Source organism: Bradyrhizobium sp. 6(2017), assembly GCF_011058295.2.
In the GTDB taxonomy this organism is placed as follows: domain Bacteria; phylum Pseudomonadota; class Alphaproteobacteria; order Rhizobiales; family Xanthobacteraceae; genus Bradyrhizobium; species Bradyrhizobium septentrionale.
Genome location: NZ_CP049289.2, coordinates 9,960,231 through 9,977,608, shown reverse-complemented (window position 1 = coordinate 9,977,608; position 17,378 = coordinate 9,960,231). Strand labels below are relative to the sequence as shown.

Genomic DNA, 17,378 nt, shown 5'->3' with positions numbered 1-17,378 from the left:
AACCCCATGCAACAGCACAACATCGTGTCGCGCGAGGAATGGATTGCCGCCCGCAAGGCGCTGATGGCGCGCGAGAAGGAGCTGACGCAAGCCCGCGAAGCGCTGAGCCGGCAGCGCCGCGAACTGCCTTGGGTCAAGGTCGACAAGGATTATGTGTTCGACGGACCCGATGGCAGGGTGACGCTCGGCGATCTCTTCAAGGGCAGGCCGCAGCTTGTGGTGCAGCACGTGATGTTCGCGCCGGACTGGGACGAAGCGTGCAAGAGCTGCTCGTTCTGGGTCGATGGCTTCGAGCGCATGGTTCCGCATCTTGCCGCGCGAGACACCACGATGATCGCGATCTCGCTGGCGCCGCTCGCCAAGCTCGAGGCATTCAAGGAGCGGATGGGCTGGACCTTCGACTGGATCTCAGCCGGCGACAATGATTTCAACTATGACTATGGCGTCTCGTTCACGCGTCAGCAGATCGACGCAGGGAACGCGCAATACAATTATGGCACGACCCCGCCCTACGGACCCGAGCTGCCGGGAATCAGCGTCTTCTTCCGCGACGAGACCGGCAGCGTGTTCCACACCTACTCGACCTTCGCGCGCGGCCTCGACATGATGAATGCGGCCTATCACTATCTCGACCTCACGCCGCTCGGCCGTCATGAGGAGGGCTTGCCGTATCCGATGGATTGGGTGCGGCTACGTGACCAGTACCAACCGGCGCCCGTTCAGGCATCCTGCTGTCATAGCTGATTGTCATTGCGAGCGAAGCGAAGCAATCCATCGCGCCGCAAGCGTCGAAATAGATTGCTTCGTCGCTTCGCTCCTCGCAATGACACCAACAACAGCAGGAAGTGCCAATGCCCTATGTCGATGGTTTCGTCGTCGCTGTGCCGAAGAAGAAACTCAAAGCCTATGCGCAGCTCTCGAAGAAGGCCGGCAAGGTCTGGCGCGAACATGGCGCGCTGGATTATCGCGAATGGGTTGCCGACGACGTCAAGCCCGGAAAATGGACGTCGTTTCCGCAAGCGTGAAACTGAAGGCCGGCGAAACTGTCGTGTTCGCCTGGATCACCTACAAGTCGCGCGCCCAGCGCGACAGGATCAACGCCAAGGTGATGGCCGATCCGCGCCTGGCGTCGATGGGCAAGGGCGATGTGCCGTTCGATGCCAACCGGATGATCTATGGCGGCTTTGCGAACCTCGTGAAGGTGTGAGGCGGCGCACATTCGCCGCAATCGGTGCGGTAACCGGCCGTTAAACATGCCGATCGGCAGGCGGCGCGATGCCGCTTGCGTTTACTTGGTGATCCCGTATACTTTGCAATACAAAGTCCGGGCGAATCATGCGTGATCTCGACAAGGCGTTGGCCGACATTCTCGCGATCCGCAACCAGATTGCGGCCGGAACCGCATTCCGCGGCTACGGGCCGGCGACGGTTGCGGCCACCAGCGGCATCGCGCTCGTCACGGCGCTTGCGCAATATCTCTGGCTCGACGATCCGACCGGGCATCCGATCGCGTTCCTCGCGGGCTGGGCGGCGGCCGCGCTGCTGTCCGCGGGGTTGATCTGGACCGAGATGCAGGCGCGCTCGCGGCGGCATCATTCCGGCCTCGCCGACGCGATGGTGCAGCAGGCGATCGAGCAGTTCGTTCCGGCAGCGATTGCCGGCGTGCTGCTCGCGATCCTGCAATGGAAATTCGCGCCTGAGACGCTGTGGATGCTGCCCGGCCTGTGGCAGGTGCTGGTCAGCCTCGGCGTGTTCGCCTCGGTCCGCCTGCTGCCGCGCAGCATCGCGTTCGGAGGCGCCTGGTATTTCCTGTCCGGCTTCACGGTGCTGCTGATCGCAAGCCAGAGCCACGCGCTATCGCCCTGGACCATGGGACTGCCCTTCGCGATCGGCCAGTTGCTGATCGCAGCACTGTTGTATTTCGCTTCCGGAGGCCATGATGCCGAAGACTGACGTGACCAGCGCGCCATTCGCCTATGATGGCCTCGACCGCGTCATCCACGAGAAGGCGCGGCTCGGATTGTTGACCTCGCTGATGGCGCATCCGAAAGGGCTCGCCTTTGCCGATCTGAAACAACTCTGCGGCCTGACCGACGGCAATCTCAGCCGGCATCTGCAGGTGCTGCAGGAGGCCGGCCTCGTCGACGTCATCAAGGGCTATGAAGGCAATCGCCCGCACACCACCTGCCGCCTGACCAAGAGCGGCCGCCGCCGCTTCCTCGATTATCTCGCCGTGCTCGAGCAGTTGGTGCGCGATGCGGCCAAGGCCGCCGGCACGGCTGAAAAGTCCGCCGGCAAGCCTGAAAAAGCAGCCGGCAAGGACGAAGGCGCGTCTGCCCGCCTTGGTATCCAGCCAGTTTGATCATCCCATTTTTTGTCCGGAGACTTTGTGATGCAAAGCAACGTTGCGCTCAAGCCGGAGGTCGCCATGCGGCTCCACGTCGGCATCATCATGGACGGCAACGGCCGCTGGGCGACGCGGCGCGGCCTGTCGCGGCTGCGCGGCCATGAGGCAGGCGTCGAGGCGATCCGCCGCATCGTCGAGGCCGCGCCGGACCAGGGCGTCGGCACGCTGACGCTCTATGCATTCTCGAGCGACAATTGGCGCCGTCCGAAGGCTGAAGTCACGGCGCTGATGGGGCTGCTGCGGTTCTACCTCGCCAACGAGATCGCGGCCCTGGTGCGCAACGGCGTCCGCCTCACCGTGATCGGCCGCCGTGACCGGCTGCCCGACGGCATCGCGACCGCGATCACGCGCGCCGAGGCCGCAACCTCCGACGGCACCACGCTGCATCTGCGCATCGCCATCGACTATTCGGCGCGCGATGCGATCCTGAACGCGGCCGCGCGCGCCGCCGACGTCGGTCAGTTGAGCCGCGAAACCTTCGCCGATCTGATCACCGGCGAGGCCGGCCTGCGCGACGTCGACCTGATCATCCGCACCTCGGGCGAGAAGCGGCTGTCGGATTTCCTGCTTTGGGAAGGTGCCTATGCCGAACTGCATTTCACCGAGCGGATGTGGCCCGAATTCGACGCCGACGATCTCGCTGACGCGCTCGCCTCCTTCCATCGCCGCGAGCGCCGCTTCGGCGGGTTGACCGCGATCGCGCCGGCGGAGGTGCCGAACCTCTAGCGCGTCAAGCCGCGCCTGCTGATCTCTTCTCAAGCCCGGCCGGGGGGTTGGGCTCTCCTACCACAAGATGCGGGGACGAACGATCACGCCAACCAAAGCGGGAGCGATCATCCATGCGCATTCTTCTTGTCAACGTGCCTCACCCTGCGATCGGCAGCCGGATTCCCGACGACCATCTGCCGCCGCTCGGCCTGCTATCGATCGGCGGGCCGCTGATCGACGACGGACACGACGTCCGTCTTCTCGATGCCGAGTTCGGGCCGATGCCGGTCGAAGCCCTCGTGGCGGAGGCATCGCGGTTTTCGCCGGATGCCGTCCTGTTCGGTCATTCCGGCTCGACGTCGGGCCATCCTGTCATCGCCGAGGTCGCGCAGGCCGTCGTCAAGGCCGTGCCCAATGTGTGGATCGTCTATGGCGGGGTGTTTCCAACCTATCATGGGCGCGAGATCCTGCGCGAGGAGCGCTACGTCACTGCGATCGTGCGCGGCGAGGGCGAAGAGACCGCGCGGCGTCTGATGCGGGCGCTGGAGACCGGCGGCGATCTGCGCATCATCAACGGCATCGCATTCCGCGATGACTATGGGCCGCGCGTGACACCGCCTGCGCCTGTGATCCGCGATCTCGACGCCTATCGCGTCGGCTGGGAATTGATCGATCATAACAGCTACAGCTATTGGGGCGGCCTGCGCGCCGTCGTCGTGCAGTTCTCGCGCGGCTGTCCGCATCTCTGCAATTATTGCGGTCAGCGCGGTTTCTGGACGCGATGGCGGCATCGCGATCCCGTGCGTTTCGCCAAGGAGCTGGCGCGGCTCTATCGCGAGTACGGCGTCAAGGTAATCAACTTCGCCGACGAGAATCCGACCGTCTCGAAGAAGGCCTGGCGGACGTTTCTCGAAGCCCTGATCGCGGAGAATGTCGACCTGATCCTGGTCGGCTCGACCCGCGCGGACGACATCGTGCGCGATGCCGACATCCTGCATCTCTACAAGAAGGCGGGCTGGCAGCGCTTCCTGCTCGGCATGGAGAACACCGACGAGAAGACGCTGGAGCTGATCCGCAAGGGCGCGACCACGACGATCGATCGCGAGGCGATCCGCCTGATGCGCCAGCACGGCATCCTGTCGATGGCAACCTGGGTGGTCGGCTTCGAGGAGGAAACCGATCGCGATCACTGGCGCGGGCTGCGGCAGCTTCTGTCCTACGACCCCGATCAGATCCAGATGCTCTACGTCACGCCGCATCGCTGGACGCCGTACTTCCGTCTTGCGGCCGAGCGGCGTGTGATTCAGGCCGATCGCCGGCTCTGGGATTACAAGCATCAGGTGCTTGCGACACGGCACATGCCGCCGTGGCGCGTGCTGCTCTGGTTCAAGTTCACGGAGATGGTGCTGCAAAGCCGCCCGAAGGCCCTGCTCCGCGTGCTGTTTCACCGCGACGCCGGACTTCGCCATGCGATGCGCTGGTACACGCAGATGGGACGCCGGGTCTGGCCGCACGAAATTCTCGGCTTCCTGCGCGACAAAAGGCTGAAGAGCGGGCCGACGGTGCGGGAATTTTGGGGCGCGCCACAGGATATGGAAGAGGAATCGATGTCGTCGCAGCGGCCCGAGCGCCGCGTCGCGACATCGCGCGCAGCGTAAGTCGATACCGTTGCTCCGGGTCTGGATAACTGGCGCTGATGACTGGATCTTGGAGTCATCAGCGCGATAATTTCCGGATCGGCTGCGCAGAACAAAAAGAACCGTGGCGGTCGAGGCGTCGAGTTGAGCATCCAGGTTGCGATTCTGAAAATATTGGCCAGTCACGTCAGCGGCAGGGCCACACTCGATTCACTCAAGCACGACCTCGCCATTCTCTCGTCAAGCGGCGAGGATTGGCATGCGCGGATCAAGCGGCTGGCGTCGCGGGTTCCCGAGCTCGATATCTTCAGCAGCTTCTATGTGCTGCGTGACGTCGAAGGCTGGCAGATCACATCGGCCGGACGCGAGTTCCTGCAGGCGCTGGAGGCCGTGACGCAAGACAATCTGTCGCCCGCGCCGACGGACGACAGCGCAATCCGTGCAGAGGGCACGCTGATTGTGGTCGGTCATCGCTTCAAGAATCGAATGCGAACGCAGCGCGATCCCGAGCAGGGCGTATCGCCACGCCGCCGGCCGTTCCGGGAGCCGCATTGAACCTCGCCGCGTTGCGCGCGACCTAATCTTGGGGCGTGGCTCTGGAGGTCGCAAATGACTGCTTTGGCTCAATCGATTGCTCGCGCGTTTGCGGCCAATCCACTTCGGAGCGGCATCGCCCGGCATGTTCTGCTGTTCGTCCTTGCGGTGTTGTTCGTCGCGGCGTTGAGGGCAAGCTATGGCCTCGATCTCAGCGCGGGGTTTTTCTGAAGCATGATCCGGAAAAGTGTGAAGCGGTTTTCCGAAGAGATCATGCTCAAAAAGGCAACGCGAAGAATTTTTCCGGCGGCAACGTCATATTGGGTTAACCGGATCGAGATAGCTAAGCGCACGCTTTCCTTGCATCTCGAACCCGGGCCGATCTCCCATGGACAAGCCGATGCGCTGCCGGTGCGGCAGGACGCGCACCATCGTGCTCGACAGGCATTTCCGCACCGCGCTGGTATGCCCGAAATGCGACGAGATCGAGCTGGCCGGGCCGGCTAGGCCGGAGCAAGAGCCGCAGGAACAGGTGTTAACCGCACGATAGCGCGGTCGTTTTCGGCGCCGAAACCCGCTAGGTTCCGTCTGACGAAACGGACCAAAGCGAAACCCGATGCCGCATCCTTCCGATACCACCGCCGTGACCGGCGCTAGCGTAACTCTTGCCGACGTGCGCCGCGCCGCCGAAATCATCAAGGGCGCGGTCATGGTCACGGCGTGCAACGAGAGCCGCACGCTGGGTGAGATCTGCGGCTGCCGCCTGTTCCTCAAATTCGAGAATTTGCAGTTCACCGCGACCTTCAAGGAGCGCGGCGCGCTCAATCGCCTGCAGGCGCTATCGCCCGAGGAGCGCAAGCGCGGTGTGATCGCGATGTCGGCCGGCAATCATGCCCAGGGCGTGGCCTATCACGCGAAACGGCTCGGCATTCCCGCCACCATCGTGATGCCGATCGGCACGCCGATGGTGAAGATCGAGAACACCAGGCGGCACGGCGCCGAGGTCATCATCACTGGACAGACGCTGGAAGAATGCTTTGCGTTCGTCAGCGCGCATGCCGCGCAGCACGGCCTCATTCTGGTCCACCCCTATGACGATCCCCTGATCATTGCCGGCCAGGGCACGATCGGGCTCGAAATGCTCGCGGCGGTGCCGGAGCTCGACATCCTGGTGGTGCCGATCGGCGGCGGCGGGCTGATCTCGGGCATCGCGACGGCCGCCAAGGCGCTGAAGCCGTCGGTGCAGATCGTCGGTGTGCAGGCGCAGCTCTATCCATCGATGTACAATGCCGTCAAAGGCGAGCAGTTGCCGATGCGCGGCGACACGCTCGCCGAGGGCATCGCGGTCAAGTCGCCCGGGCAGATCACCACCAAAATCGTCCGCGAGCTCGTCGACGACATCATCCTGGTCAGCGAGGACCAGATCGAACGCGCAGTCGCGACCCTGATCTCGATCGAGAAGACGGTGGTCGAGGGCGCCGGCGCCGCCGGCCTCGCCGCGGTGCTGTCTGCGCCCAAGCGCTTCGCAGGCAAGTCAGTCGGCCTGGTGCTGACCGGCGGCAATATCGACACCAGGCTGATCGCCTCGGTCTTGACCCGCGAGCTCGCGCGCGAGGGACGGCTGACCCAACTGGCGCTCGACATCGTCGATCGGCCAGGTCAGCTGGCGGCGGTGTCGATCCTGCTGGCGGACGCCGGCGCCAACATCATCGAGGTCTCGCACCAGCGCACCTTCTCCGATCTGCCGGCCAAGGCGACGCTGCTTGAGCTCGTGATCGAAACCCGCGACCGCGCCCATCTGGAAGAGGTGCTGACGAGGCTCAACGCCGAAGGATTCGTGGTGCGGGAGAGCTAGCGACGTAACCCGCGTTTGATCCGTCATCCTGAGGAGCCGCGAAGCGGCGTCTCGAAGGATGAATCGGCCACCAGCCGGGCCGTGCATCCTTCGAGACGCGCTGCGCGCTCCTCAGGATGACGGTTCACAGATAGTCCGAGAAACTCTCTAATCCCCCGCCGTCAACTCGGCGAGCTTCGCGATCGTGTTGATATTCCGCGCGGTGCCCTGGACGGCTGCGGGGATCTTCAGCTTCGAGCGGCCCATGCCGCTGCCATAGGTGACGTAGATCTCGCGCTTGCCGAGCCGTATCTGTTCGTCCTGCTGGCCTTTGACGTCCTTCAGGGCGTTCCTGGCCGGCGGCTCGTCGAGGAAGATCGCCACCGTATGGTTCGGCGGCTCGTTCGGAAACGGATTGGCCTGCAGCACCGCGGCGATCTCGTCGGCGCTCCTGACCACGACGCCGACCGGCTTGCCGGCGTAGGCGTGCAGCCGCTTCTCCGGCGCGGCCTTGACCTTTGCAGCTGCGAGCTTCGAGGAGAACACGACATTGCCGCTGGCGATGTAGGTCTGCACGTCGGCAAATCCCGCGTCGACGCACATCGCCTTCAGTTCGGTCATCGGCAGCTTGCCGGTGCCGCCGACATTGACTGCGCGCAACAGCGCGACGTAACGCGGCATCACGGCCTCACGTCAAAAGCAGCGCCATGCCGGGATCGCCCTTCTGCATCGCGCGCTGATAGGCCGGGCGCGCGGCAATGCGGCCGAGATAGTCCCTGATGTTGGGGCGGCGGCCGAGGTCGTAGGGCAGGAAATAGCGCATGGTCGTGAGCGAGAAGCCGATCATGATGTCGGCCGTCGTGAATTCGTCGCCCGCGAGATAGCGCGCGCCGCCGACCCGCGCCTCGATCAGATCGAACGAGCGGTCGACCCGCGCCTTGGTCGCCACCAGCATCGGATTGTCGGCCGCGAGGTTGAGGCGGTTCAGGATCATGCTGCGGCCCATCTGCGCCTGCAGCGTGCCATTGGCGAAGTGAAACCAGTACAGGAATTGGGCGAAATCGGGATCGCTGGGCTTCAGCGTCAGCCGCCCGTTGCCATATTTGGCGAGGATGTATTCGACCACCGCGCCGGACTCGGCCAGCACCAGCTGGCCGTCGGTGATGACGGGCGCGGTGCCGATCGGGTGCAGCGCCTTGTAGTCGGCCGGCGCCAGCATCGTGACGGGATCGCGCGCGTAGCACTTCAGCTCATAGGGGATCTCCAGCTCTTCGCACAGCCAGACGATCCGTTCCGATTGCGACTTGCCGAGATGGTGGACGGTGAGCATGCGTGCTCCTTATCAGGCGGCCGCTTTCTTCTTCGCGGGCTTCTTCTCCGATTTCGCCTCAGATTTGTTCTCAGGCTTCTTCTCGGGCTTCTTGGCCGGCGCCGGCTCTTCCATCGCCTTCTTCATGGCGCGGGCATAGGCGTCGGCTGCATTCTCCGCCGAATTCTGCAACCGCTTGGCGGTCGCGGTGGCGTTCAGGATCGTGCTCTTGGCGAGGTGGCGGAAGCGCGCCTTGGTCTCCTTGTCCTTGGCCTTGGCCGCGCGCGCGACCCAGACGGCCTGGCGCTTCTTCGCGGCCGCCATCACGGCTTTGGTCTGCGCTCTTGCGGTTTGCCGGATCACGGCGTCGAGGTCGGCTTCGGCCATTCAGATGCACTCATTGACTGGACAGGCGCCGGGCGGGCGCACGGAGGGAGGGGAACTATCACTAGCGCAACCGGCGCCGTTTGAACATCTGGTCCTTTATCGATCGCCGGCGGATGCCGCCACCGTCTGCTGCGACCATGCCGGCATCACCGGCAAGGCTATCGGGCGCGCCGTTCGGCATGATATAGCGGCGCGGCCTGACGAGGGGCGGCGCAGTCCAATCGAGGTTTCGATGCACGCAATCAGCCGAAGGAGCCTGCTTGGCGGCCTTGCCCTGCTGGCCGCATCGCCCTCGCTTGCGGCGGTGCCGGCCGAGACGCTGAGCGTCGATGCCAGTGAGGGCCGCGTCGCGCTTAACCATTTTGCTTCCGGGCGCACCGGCAAGCGGCCGGCCGTGCTTGTCCTGCACGGCTCGCGCGGCTTCGATCTCAGGCCGCGGGCCTATGAACGCTATGCCAATGCGCTGACCGCGGACGGCATCGACGCCTATTTCGTTCGCTATTACACGCCGGCCGACGAGCAAGCGTTCGAGACGATGCACACGCACGTGATCCGCGAGGCCTATGAGACCGGGCGTTTCGACGCCTGGGCCGCGCGGGTCTCGTCCGTAGTGACCGCGGTGCTGGCGGGCGCGGACAGTTCCGGCCGGATCGGGCTGCTCGGCTTCTCGCTCGGCGGCTACGTTGCCGCGGCAGCGGCGGCCCGCGACGAGCGGGTGGCTGCGCTGGCCGTGCTGTATGGCGGCATGCCCGACAAGGTTGTGCCAGAGGTCAAGCATCTGCCGCCGATGATCGAGTTGCACGGCGAGGCCGACCGCAACGTGCCGCTCGCCAAGGGCGAGGAGCTTGTCGGTCTCGGCAAGTCGGTCGGTGCCGCGGCGGAGATCGTCCGATACCCGGGCAAGGCGCACGGTTTCGACTTTGCGGACAATGATCCAATGACCGCCGACGCAGTGAACCGTGTTGCCGGCTTCTTCCAGGCGCGCCTGAACGTGGCCTGAGGCCTGATGGCCGAGCTAGTCCGCGGACGGACCCGGCGGCACCTTGGCGCCGGCGAGCAGTCCGGCCAGCTCCACCTGCCGGCCGAGCCCGGTCTTCGCCAGCACGGCCTTGAGCTGGTTGCGCACGGTTTCGCGGGAGATGCCGAAGGCGATGGCGATCGCCTCGACGGTTCGTCCCTCGCCGATGCCGCGCGCGACCCGCGCTTCCGCCGGCGTCAGGTCGAACAGGCCCTGCAACACCTCCGCAGTCGGCACCTCGGCCGGTACCACCGGCGTCACGATCACGATCGCCAGCGCGCGATCGAACAGGTCACGCGCCGAACCGTGAATCGGGATCAGATGCACGATCAGCGGTGGGCGATCGTCCTGTGCCGCGATCGGCACCGAGCGGACCTCGACGCTGATCAGCCCGTGATCCAGCGCTGCAAGCGCCTGGGCGAACAGCGCGTCGGCGGTGGGCGCCGCCAGCGCCAGGCGCTCGGCGCGATCCTGCATCACGTCGAGCACCAGGCGGTCGAACAGCGTGTTGGCCGCCATCAGGCGGCCGCCGCGCCGCAGCACGGCCGCGGGCAGTCCGAGCATCGCCAGCGACTCGGTTGCCGCCCTGGCGCGCTCCATCCCGAGCCGGGCTGACAGCAATGCGGCACGCGCCAGATGCGGGCGCAGCGCATCGAGCTGCTCGATCGCTTCGCGCTCGATCGGCCCGTGCTGGTATTCGCGCTCGACGCTGTAGATCAGCATGTCGCCGCTCGGCACCGGGATTGCGGTGCCGGCACCCCAGCCGAGCCCACGCGGCCGGAAGAATTCGCGGATCTGGAAATCCTGCTGCACCTCCTCGGGCGTATCGAACACGTCGATGTCGCGCAGGAAGCCGGCATGGTTGGCCGCGAGCAGGCGCGGCAACCGCCCATTGCGCTGGTGCCAGCCGCCTTCGACATAGGCCGCCGTGTCGTCGTGCATGTCGGGGGATGCGATCCATCGGACGTCATGCGGAGCCGCCGTCAGCAGCACGGTACCGCGCGCACGCGCGATCTCGCCGACCTGATGCAGGACGTTCGGCCACAACTCGGGGAGGACGGCGGCCTCGTAGGCCAGTTCAATCAGACGCTCGTGCAGATCGTTCGTCATCGGCCATCCCGGAAAACTTGTTAACCAATAGATAAACCCTTCGGCCTCGGAAATATTGCGTAGAGCAATTCGGCCGAGCCCACGAGTCCGGGCTATTCCGGTGCGTCGAAGGGTATCATGGTGAATCCCCGCGTTTCGCCGGTCTTGTTTGCGACCCTCGCGCAGATGTGCCGGGCGTTGCTCGTTTGGCTGCGGCTCGCTCCGCGGCCGGCCGAAAGTCGCTGAGGTCAATCCCAAAACCCGACAAGCAAGACCTGACGATCAAGACCCGACAATCGAAGTCCGGCGATGGAGCCTCCGCCTTGTATGGCGGAATTGAAGCCGCGTGACAGTCAGAAATATCCTGAAGCGTCTCGAAACGCATTCGGCGTGTATCGTCGATGCGTTCGGCCTTCCAGCGTGGCGGGATTGCAACGCCGCGCGCGATCATTCGACGATGAACATCCTTTAATTTGTGTCCGCGCGATCTGTGGCGCCAGCTAGGGCCACCTTGTCTCATTCAATCGAACCGCAAGCGGGCTCGGGGAGGGCCGATGATCAGCCGCAGGGCTCTTTCCGGATTGTTGATGACGCTGGTCGGCCCCTCGTCGGTTGCCGGCAACAACACGCTGGCGCTGAGTCATTGCAGGGGATCATGCGCGAATATCGATTTGCCGACGCTTGGCTACGACAAGTTCTGCCGGTCGTTCTTCGATATCGCGACAAGCGGCAAGCTGCGCGCGGTCGCAACCGGCCCGGAAATCCGACGCGAGATGCGGTCTCTTTTCCAGGGACCGCGGCTCTATCGGCCGTCGCGCGACGAGATCCGGATTCTCTGGCGCGCGCCGGCGGACGGATTCTCGGTCGTGAAGGTCGAGTTCGATCTGGAGTGCGGCGTACCGGTGCGCGGATGCCTTGGCATTCCCGACGGAGAGTTCAAGGGATTGATCCTGCTCGGCCACGGCATGGCGAGCACGCCGGAGCGCTGCTTCGATGATGCCGACAACGACTACATGAACGCGCTCGGCAAGAGCCTGTGCCGGGACGGCTATGTCGTCTGGTGTCCTTACATCGTCCAGATCGGAGATCAGGCAAGTCAGAACAACATCGCCGCGATGCTGGCATCCCATGGCGTCTCCGCGCACAACGTGTCGTGCGCATCGATCGACGCCGGCGAAATCGTCTGCCGGAAGCTGACAGGAGCATCCGGCCTGAACGTCGGCGTGTATGGGGTGTCGTGGGGCGCGTTTCTCGTGCTCCATCTGGAGGCCGCCACCGGACGGATGCGGCCGACCGTCGTCTCCGGATATATGCGCGACGAGAAGAAGCTTCTGATGTCGTCCGTCATCAGCAAGAATCTCGGCGTCGAACTTGCGACCTACATCCATTTCAGCAGCAGCCGCGCCAGGTACACAGGCGCAGAGCTGGCTTATCTGATATGCCCGTGTCCGCTGTTCGTCGAGATTGGCAGCCGCGACGGCGGCAACACGGTGGAACTGGGGCGGGACGAGAAGTTCGCGGAAATGCAGTCGGTCTACGCATCATCTGATCACCCGCATGCGATCGACATGGGCATCTTCGACGGCGTGCACGAGGCCAGCGGCGAGCGCGCGCGGCCATGGCTGTACCAACATCTGGAGTCGCCCGCTTATCAAGAGATTTCCCGTTTGAAGAACGCCATCGCGTTGTGAGCGGAATGGGCGACGCCACGCCCTTCCATTCGCCGTCGAACATGCGCAAGCATTGGGCAACTGTCCGCAGCAATCGTCTGCCGGCACCAGTGCGCCACCTGGCCGTACCCAGGTAGCAACGCCTCATCACGTTGACGGGAGCGTACGGTGCACCGGGCCTGTCGGTGTGGCCGTGATCGCCGTGTCATTGCAGCGTCGCGGCGCTTTCTCACAGTGGCGTGTCGTCGGGATCACCGCAACGGGGCGATCCGGTTCCAGGATTGTCGGATTGGGCGCGTTATGATCTCCTGCAATGCACCTTGCCCATCCTGACCTTCCCGGTCTGAGGGAACTCGACGTCTGGTAGAGCTTGTTGGTAGCCGAAAGGTTGGACAGCATGAGTGGTCCGGAACGAATGCTTGGGGGATTGGCAGGGCTTCTGGTATCGGCGGGATTGGCGGCTATCGGGATTTCGGCGGCGCATGCTCAGGCGGGCCCACCCGGGCCTCCTGCCGTCGGCGTGTTCGAGGCGGTGAAGCGGCCGATCACCGAAACCAATGAATTTCTGGGACGCATCGAGGCCCCCAACCGCGTCAACGTGGTGGCACGTGTGACCGCCTTCCTGGAGAAGCGGAACTTCGTCGAAGGCTCCGAAGTCAAGGCCGGCGACCTGCTGTATCAACTCGAGCGTGGCCCGTTCGAGGCCGACCTTGCATCGAAGAAGGCGCAGGTCGCCCAACTGCAGGCGACCCTGGTCAACGCCAAGCTGACTACCGATCGCGCCAAGTCCCTGCTCGGCGGACCGGCCGGCCAGCAATCGAGCGTCGATGCGGCGGTCGCCAACCAGCAGAGCCTCGAGGCGCAGGTGCAGGCCGCGCAGGCCCAGGTCGACCTGTCCCAGATCAATCTCGACTACACCGAGATCCACTCGCCGATCGACGGCAGGATCGGGCGCACCGCGGTCACCGAGGGCAACGTCGTGACGCCGAGTTCGGGAACCCTGACGACCATCGTCAGCCAGGACCCGATGTATGTCACCTTCCCTGTGCCGGTGCGCGAGGCGCTCGATCTGCGCGACCGCTACGCGACCCGCGGCGGCTTCAAGGCCGTCGTCATCCGCGTGCGTTTGACAAACGGCCGGCTCTACAATCAGGTTGGTGAGCTGAATTTCGTCAACAACACAATCACCCAGAACACCGACACCATCTCGTTGCGCGGCACCATTCCCAACCCGTCGACGTACACGTCCGTCGCTGCCGGCGGTGCGGTCCGTGAGCTCACCGACAACGAGTTCGTGACCGTGCTGCTGGAAGGCGTGCAGCCGGTCGAGGTGCTGGCGATCCCGCGCTCGGCGGTGCTGTCGGATCAGCAGGGTGAATATGTCTACGTCGTCGGCGCCGACAACAAGGCCGAGCAAAAGCGGATCCAGCTTGGCCAATCGACCTCGACGATTGCGGCGGTGACGAGCGGCATCGCGCTCGGCGACAAGGTCGTCGTCGAGGGATTGCAGAAGGTCAGGCCGGGCGAGGTGGTCGCGCCGGGGCCCGCCAGCGCGCTGATCCAGTCAAGCATGAAGGTCTCGGCGGACGGCGGCGCAAGCAGCACGCCGAAATCGACGGGCAACAATCCATGATCTCCGCTGTCTTCGTCGATCGTCCGCGGCTTGCGATCGTCATCGCTTTCGTGATCACGATCGCCGGCGTGCTGGCGATGATGCAGATCCCGGTTGCCCAGTTCCCGGACATCGTGCCGCCGCAGGTCACGGTCTCGGCCGTGTTCCCCGGCGCTTCGGCCGAGGTGGTCGAATCCAGCGTCGCCCAGCCGCTGGAGGCGCAGGTCGTCGGCGTCGACAAGATGCTCTACATGAAGTCGACCAGCGGCAATGACGGCAGCTATACGCTGACGGTCTCGTTCGCGCTCGGCACCGATCCCGACATCAACACCGTCAACGTCAACAACCGGGTGCAGAGCGCCCTCGCGCAATTGCCGACCGAGGTGCAGGCGCAAGGCCTGACTGTGCAGAAGAAATCCTCGGCGGTGCTGCAGTTCATCGTGCTGTACAGCAAGAGCGGCGAGCAGGACCCGCTGTTCATCACCAACTACGCCATCATCAATGTGCTGGACGCGATCTCGCGCACGCCCGGCGTCGGCCAGGCGTCGCTGTTCGCCAAGCTGAACTATTCGATGCGGATCTGGTTCGACACCCAGCGCCTGACCAGCCTCAATCTGGCGCCGTCGGACGTGATCGCCGCGATCCGCGCCCAGAGCGTGCAGGCGCCGGTCGGCCGCATCGGCGCGCGTCCGATCTCGAACGACCAGCAGTTCCAGTTCAACGTGCAGACCCAGGGCCGCCTGACCACCTCGACGCAGTTCGGCAACATCGTGCTGCGGGCCAATCCGGACGGATCGGTGCTGCGGATCAAGGACGTCGCCCGCGTCGAGATCGGCGCGCAGAACATGGACTCGGAATCGCGGATCGACGGCAATCCCGGCGTGCCGATGGGCATCTATCTCGCGCCCGGCGCCAACGCCGTGACCACCGCCAAGGCCGTGCAGGCCACGCTTGCGCGGCTGTCGGAGCGGTTTCCGCCAGGGCTGAGCTATCTCGTGCAGTACGACTCCACGACCTTCGTCTCCGATACGATCAAGGAGGTGATCAAGACGCTCGGCGAGGCCTTTGTGCTCGTCGTGATCGTGGTGTTCCTGTTCCTCGGCAATCTGCGCGCCACGGTGATCCCGGCGGTCGCGGTTCCGGTCAGCCTGATCGGCGCCTTCGCGGTGCTGCTGGCGCTCGGCTATTCCGCCAACACGGTCTCGCTGCTGGCGATGGTGCTTGCGATCGGCATTGTGGTCGACGACGCCATCGTCGTGGTCGAGAACGTCGAGCGCGTCATGGAAGAGGAGCCGGAGCTGTCGCCGGCCGACGCCACCAAGAAGGCGATGGCGCAGATCACGGCGCCGATCATCGCGATCTCGCTGGTGCTGCTCTCGGTGTTCGTGCCGATTGCGTTCATCCCCGGCATATCCGGCACGCTGTTCCGCCAGTTCGCGGTGACGATCAGTGCGGCGATGGTGATCTCGGCGCTCAACGCGTTGACATTGTCGCCGGCATTGTGCGCCGTGTTCCTGCGCCATGGCGGGCCGCGCCGCGGCATCATGGGACGGGTGCTCGGCGGCATCGACTGGGTGCGCGACCGCTATGCCGGCGTGGTGCAACGGCTGGTCCGCGTGGCGGTGTTGTCGCTGGTCGCGGTGCTGGTGTTTGCCGGCGCGGTGTTCGGCGTATCGAAGATCACGCCGACCGGATTCCTGCCCGAGGAAGACCAGGGCGCGTTCTTCATCGCGGTGCAGCTGCCTGACGGCGCCTCGGTGGCGCGCACCAGCGAGGTCACCAAGCAGGTCGAGGCGCTGTTGAAGAAGAACCCGGCGATCGACCACGTGCTGTCGATCATAGGCTTCTCGCTGCTCGATGGCGGCAACGAGCCCAATTCCGCCTTCATGGTGGCGCGCATGAAACCGTTCGAGGACCGCAAGGCGGTCACCGATTCCGTGCAGGCCGCGATCCGGCAGACCTTCATCGCGGGATCGCAGATCCGTTCGGCCTCGGTGCTGCCGTTCAACCTGCCGCCGATCATCGGGCTCTCGACCTCCGGCGGCTTCGAATATCAGCTCGAGGCGCTCGAGGGGCAGGACCCGGCCGCGCTCGGCAGCGTGATGGGCGGGCTCATCGCCGCGGCGAACCGCGATCCGCGGCTGACCCGCGTGTTCTCGACCTTCACCGCGACCAACCCATCGATTTTCCTCGATATCGATCGTGCCAAGGCGCAGGCGCTCGGCCTCAACATGGCCGACGTGTTCACCGCGCTGCAGGCCACGCTCGGCGGCATCTACGTCAACAATTTCAACCTGTTTGGGCGCACCTGGCAGGTCAATGTGCAGGGCGACGCGGCCAACCGCGCCGACATCCCCGACATCTGGCAGATCTATGTGCGCAACAGCGGCGGCGAGATGGTGCCGATCCGCTCGATCGCATCCTTGCGGATCGTCACCGGCCCTCAGGTGATCACGCGCTACAACAATTATCGTTCGGTCACGGTGAATGGCGGTCCGGCGGCCGGCGTATCGTCTGGCACCGCGATCGCCGCGATGGCTGAACTCTCGAAGACGACGCTGCCGGCGGGCTATTCCTACGAATGGACCGGCACTGCCTATCAGGAGCAGGCGGCCTCCGGCCAGACCGGCATCATCCTCGCGCTCGCGGTGCTGTTTGCCTATCTGTTCCTGGTGGCGCTGTATGAGAGCTGGACGATTCCGATCCCCGTGCTGCTGTCGGTCACGGTCGGCGTGCTGGGCTCCTATCTCGGCATCAAGCTTGCGGGCCTGAACCTCGATCTCTATGGCCAGATCGGCCTCGTGGTGCTGATCGCGCTCGCCGCCAAGAACGGCATTCTGATCGTCGAATTCGCCAAGGAGCAGCGCGAGGCCGGCAGGCCGATCACGGAGGCCGCGATGATGGGCGCGCAGATGCGCTTCCGTGCGGTCATGATGACCTCGATCGCCTTCATCCTGGGCCTGGTGCCGCTGGTGGTCGCGACCGGCGCCGCGGAAATCAGCCGCCGTGCAGTCGGCACGGCGGTGTTCGGCGGCATGCTCGCCGCGAGCTCGATCGGCATCTTCCTGGTGCCGATGCTTTACGTCACCATCCAGCGCTGGCGCGAGGCTGCCAAGAACCGCTTCGGGCGTAGGGGCAAGACGGAGCAACCCGCGGCGCATTAGATCCAACCT

The 17,378-nt window shown here is 64.8% G+C and carries 16 protein-coding genes and 1 pseudogene; 13 read left to right on the top strand and 4 right to left on the bottom strand.

Annotation, left to right across the window (positions count from 1 at the left end; genetic code table 11):
* Positions 1-6: 6 nt before the first annotated feature.
* The 9 genes and pseudogenes from G6P99_RS47305 (at position 7) to G6P99_RS47265 (ending at position 7,141) form a co-directional block, all read left to right on the top strand.
* Positions 7-744, top strand: a complete 738-nt coding sequence (locus G6P99_RS47305; protein WP_029079433.1) for a DUF899 domain-containing protein — start codon at positions 7-9, stop codon at positions 742-744.
* Between the two features lie 107 nt (positions 745-851).
* A pseudogene (locus G6P99_RS47300) lies at positions 852-1,207 on the top strand (DUF1428 domain-containing protein).
* A 128-nt stretch (positions 1,208-1,335) separates the two neighbouring features.
* On the top strand, positions 1,336-1,953 hold the full coding sequence (locus G6P99_RS47295) for a hypothetical protein (protein WP_029079434.1): 618 nt from the start codon (positions 1,336-1,338) through the stop codon (positions 1,951-1,953).
* Positions 1,940-2,362 carry a transcriptional regulator gene (locus tag G6P99_RS47290; protein WP_035976494.1) on the top strand — a complete coding sequence of 141 codons (423 nt, stop codon included), beginning with the start codon at positions 1,940-1,942 and terminating at the stop codon, positions 2,360-2,362. The genes G6P99_RS47295 and G6P99_RS47290 overlap by 14 nt, the downstream gene beginning before the upstream one ends.
* 30 nt (positions 2,363-2,392) lie before the next feature.
* Positions 2,393-3,133 (top strand): di-trans,poly-cis-decaprenylcistransferase, encoded by a 741-nt coding sequence (locus G6P99_RS47285; RefSeq protein WP_029079436.1) that lies wholly within the window; start codon positions 2,393-2,395, stop codon positions 3,131-3,133.
* A 113-nt stretch (positions 3,134-3,246) separates the two neighbouring features.
* Positions 3,247-4,773, top strand: coding sequence for a magnesium-protoporphyrin IX monomethyl ester anaerobic oxidative cyclase (bchE, locus tag G6P99_RS47280; protein WP_029079437.1), 1,527 nt, complete (start codon positions 3,247-3,249; stop codon positions 4,771-4,773).
* Between the two features lie 123 nt (positions 4,774-4,896).
* A complete protein-coding gene (locus G6P99_RS47275) occupies positions 4,897-5,307 on the top strand; it encodes an aminoacyl-tRNA deacylase (RefSeq protein ID WP_245284575.1) in 411 nt (136 codons plus the stop codon).
* Positions 5,308-5,361: 54 nt separating this feature from the next.
* Positions 5,362-5,517, top strand: a complete 156-nt coding sequence (locus G6P99_RS47270; protein WP_165126960.1) for a response regulator — start codon at positions 5,362-5,364, stop codon at positions 5,515-5,517.
* 385 nt (positions 5,518-5,902) lie between these two features.
* Positions 5,903-7,141: a threonine ammonia-lyase gene (locus G6P99_RS47265; protein ID WP_029079440.1), complete on the top strand. Its 1,239-nt coding sequence runs from the start codon at positions 5,903-5,905 to the stop codon at positions 7,139-7,141.
* Between the two features lie 147 nt (positions 7,142-7,288).
* On the opposite strand, the gene G6P99_RS47260 is transcribed toward G6P99_RS47265, so the two are convergent.
* Genes G6P99_RS47260 through G6P99_RS47250 form a run of 3 tightly spaced genes read right to left on the bottom strand, consistent with a single transcriptional unit; the run spans position 7,289 to position 8,816 of the window.
* Positions 7,289-7,801, bottom strand: coding sequence for a DUF1697 domain-containing protein (locus G6P99_RS47260; RefSeq protein WP_165126958.1), 513 nt, complete (start codon positions 7,799-7,801; stop codon positions 7,289-7,291).
* Between the two features lie 7 nt (positions 7,802-7,808).
* Positions 7,809-8,450: a glutathione S-transferase family protein gene (locus G6P99_RS47255; RefSeq protein ID WP_029079442.1), complete on the bottom strand. Its 642-nt coding sequence runs from the start codon at positions 8,448-8,450 to the stop codon at positions 7,809-7,811.
* A 12-nt stretch (positions 8,451-8,462) separates the two neighbouring features.
* Positions 8,463-8,816: a hypothetical protein gene (locus tag G6P99_RS47250; protein WP_029079443.1), complete on the bottom strand. Its 354-nt coding sequence runs from the start codon at positions 8,814-8,816 to the stop codon at positions 8,463-8,465.
* Between the two features lie 232 nt (positions 8,817-9,048).
* Between G6P99_RS47250 and G6P99_RS47245 the strand changes: the two genes are divergently transcribed.
* Positions 9,049-9,816 (top strand): dienelactone hydrolase family protein, encoded by a 768-nt coding sequence (locus G6P99_RS47245; RefSeq protein WP_035976466.1) that lies wholly within the window; start codon positions 9,049-9,051, stop codon positions 9,814-9,816.
* A 15-nt stretch (positions 9,817-9,831) separates the two neighbouring features.
* Here the strand turns inward: G6P99_RS47245 and G6P99_RS47240 are convergent, their stop codons facing one another.
* Complete coding sequence (locus G6P99_RS47240; protein ID WP_035976467.1) at positions 9,832-10,944, bottom strand: helix-turn-helix transcriptional regulator; 1,113 nt, start codon at positions 10,942-10,944, stop codon at positions 9,832-9,834.
* 533 nt (positions 10,945-11,477) lie between these two features.
* Here G6P99_RS47240 and G6P99_RS47235 point away from each other — a divergent pair.
* The 3 genes from G6P99_RS47235 to G6P99_RS47225 all read left to right on the top strand — a co-directional run bounded on the left by G6P99_RS47235 (position 11,478) and on the right by G6P99_RS47225 (position 17,369).
* The gene (locus G6P99_RS47235) at positions 11,478-12,614 is read left to right on the top strand and encodes a hypothetical protein (protein WP_156928450.1); all 1,137 of its coding nucleotides are present in this window, start codon (positions 11,478-11,480) and stop codon (positions 12,612-12,614) included.
* A 376-nt stretch (positions 12,615-12,990) separates the two neighbouring features.
* Positions 12,991-14,226, top strand: coding sequence for an efflux RND transporter periplasmic adaptor subunit (locus G6P99_RS47230; protein WP_035976495.1), 1,236 nt, complete (start codon positions 12,991-12,993; stop codon positions 14,224-14,226).
* Positions 14,223-17,369 (top strand): efflux RND transporter permease subunit, encoded by a 3,147-nt coding sequence (locus G6P99_RS47225; protein WP_165126956.1) that lies wholly within the window; start codon positions 14,223-14,225, stop codon positions 17,367-17,369. The genes G6P99_RS47230 and G6P99_RS47225 overlap by 4 nt, the downstream gene beginning before the upstream one ends.
* Positions 17,370-17,378: the final 9 nt, after the last annotated feature.

Coding starts and splice junctions, on each gene's coding strand:
- G6P99_RS47240 (WP_035976467.1), bottom strand. CDS start 10,944: ATGACGAACGATCTGCACGAGCGTCTGATTGAACTGGCCTACGAGGCC.
- G6P99_RS47225 (WP_165126956.1), top strand. CDS start 14,223: ATGATCTCCGCTGTCTTCGTCGATCGTCCGCGGCTTGCGATCGTCATC.
- G6P99_RS47305 (WP_029079433.1), top strand. CDS start 7: ATGCAACAGCACAACATCGTGTCGCGCGAGGAATGGATTGCCGCCCGC.
- G6P99_RS47230 (WP_035976495.1), top strand. CDS start 12,991: ATGAGTGGTCCGGAACGAATGCTTGGGGGATTGGCAGGGCTTCTGGTA.
- G6P99_RS47245 (WP_035976466.1), top strand. CDS start 9,049: ATGCACGCAATCAGCCGAAGGAGCCTGCTTGGCGGCCTTGCCCTGCTG.
- G6P99_RS47265 (WP_029079440.1), top strand. CDS start 5,903: ATGCCGCATCCTTCCGATACCACCGCCGTGACCGGCGCTAGCGTAACT.
- G6P99_RS47270 (WP_165126960.1), top strand. CDS start 5,362: ATGACTGCTTTGGCTCAATCGATTGCTCGCGCGTTTGCGGCCAATCCA.
- G6P99_RS47250 (WP_029079443.1), bottom strand. CDS start 8,816: ATGGCCGAAGCCGACCTCGACGCCGTGATCCGGCAAACCGCAAGAGCG.
- G6P99_RS47260 (WP_165126958.1), bottom strand. CDS start 7,801: ATGCCGCGTTACGTCGCGCTGTTGCGCGCAGTCAATGTCGGCGGCACC.
- G6P99_RS47255 (WP_029079442.1), bottom strand. CDS start 8,450: ATGCTCACCGTCCACCATCTCGGCAAGTCGCAATCGGAACGGATCGTC.
- G6P99_RS47235 (WP_156928450.1), top strand. CDS start 11,478: ATGATCAGCCGCAGGGCTCTTTCCGGATTGTTGATGACGCTGGTCGGC.
- G6P99_RS47295 (WP_029079434.1), top strand. CDS start 1,336: ATGCGTGATCTCGACAAGGCGTTGGCCGACATTCTCGCGATCCGCAAC.
- G6P99_RS47290 (WP_035976494.1), top strand. CDS start 1,940: ATGCCGAAGACTGACGTGACCAGCGCGCCATTCGCCTATGATGGCCTC.
- G6P99_RS47285 (WP_029079436.1), top strand. CDS start 2,393: ATGCAAAGCAACGTTGCGCTCAAGCCGGAGGTCGCCATGCGGCTCCAC.
- bchE (WP_029079437.1), top strand. CDS start 3,247: ATGCGCATTCTTCTTGTCAACGTGCCTCACCCTGCGATCGGCAGCCGG.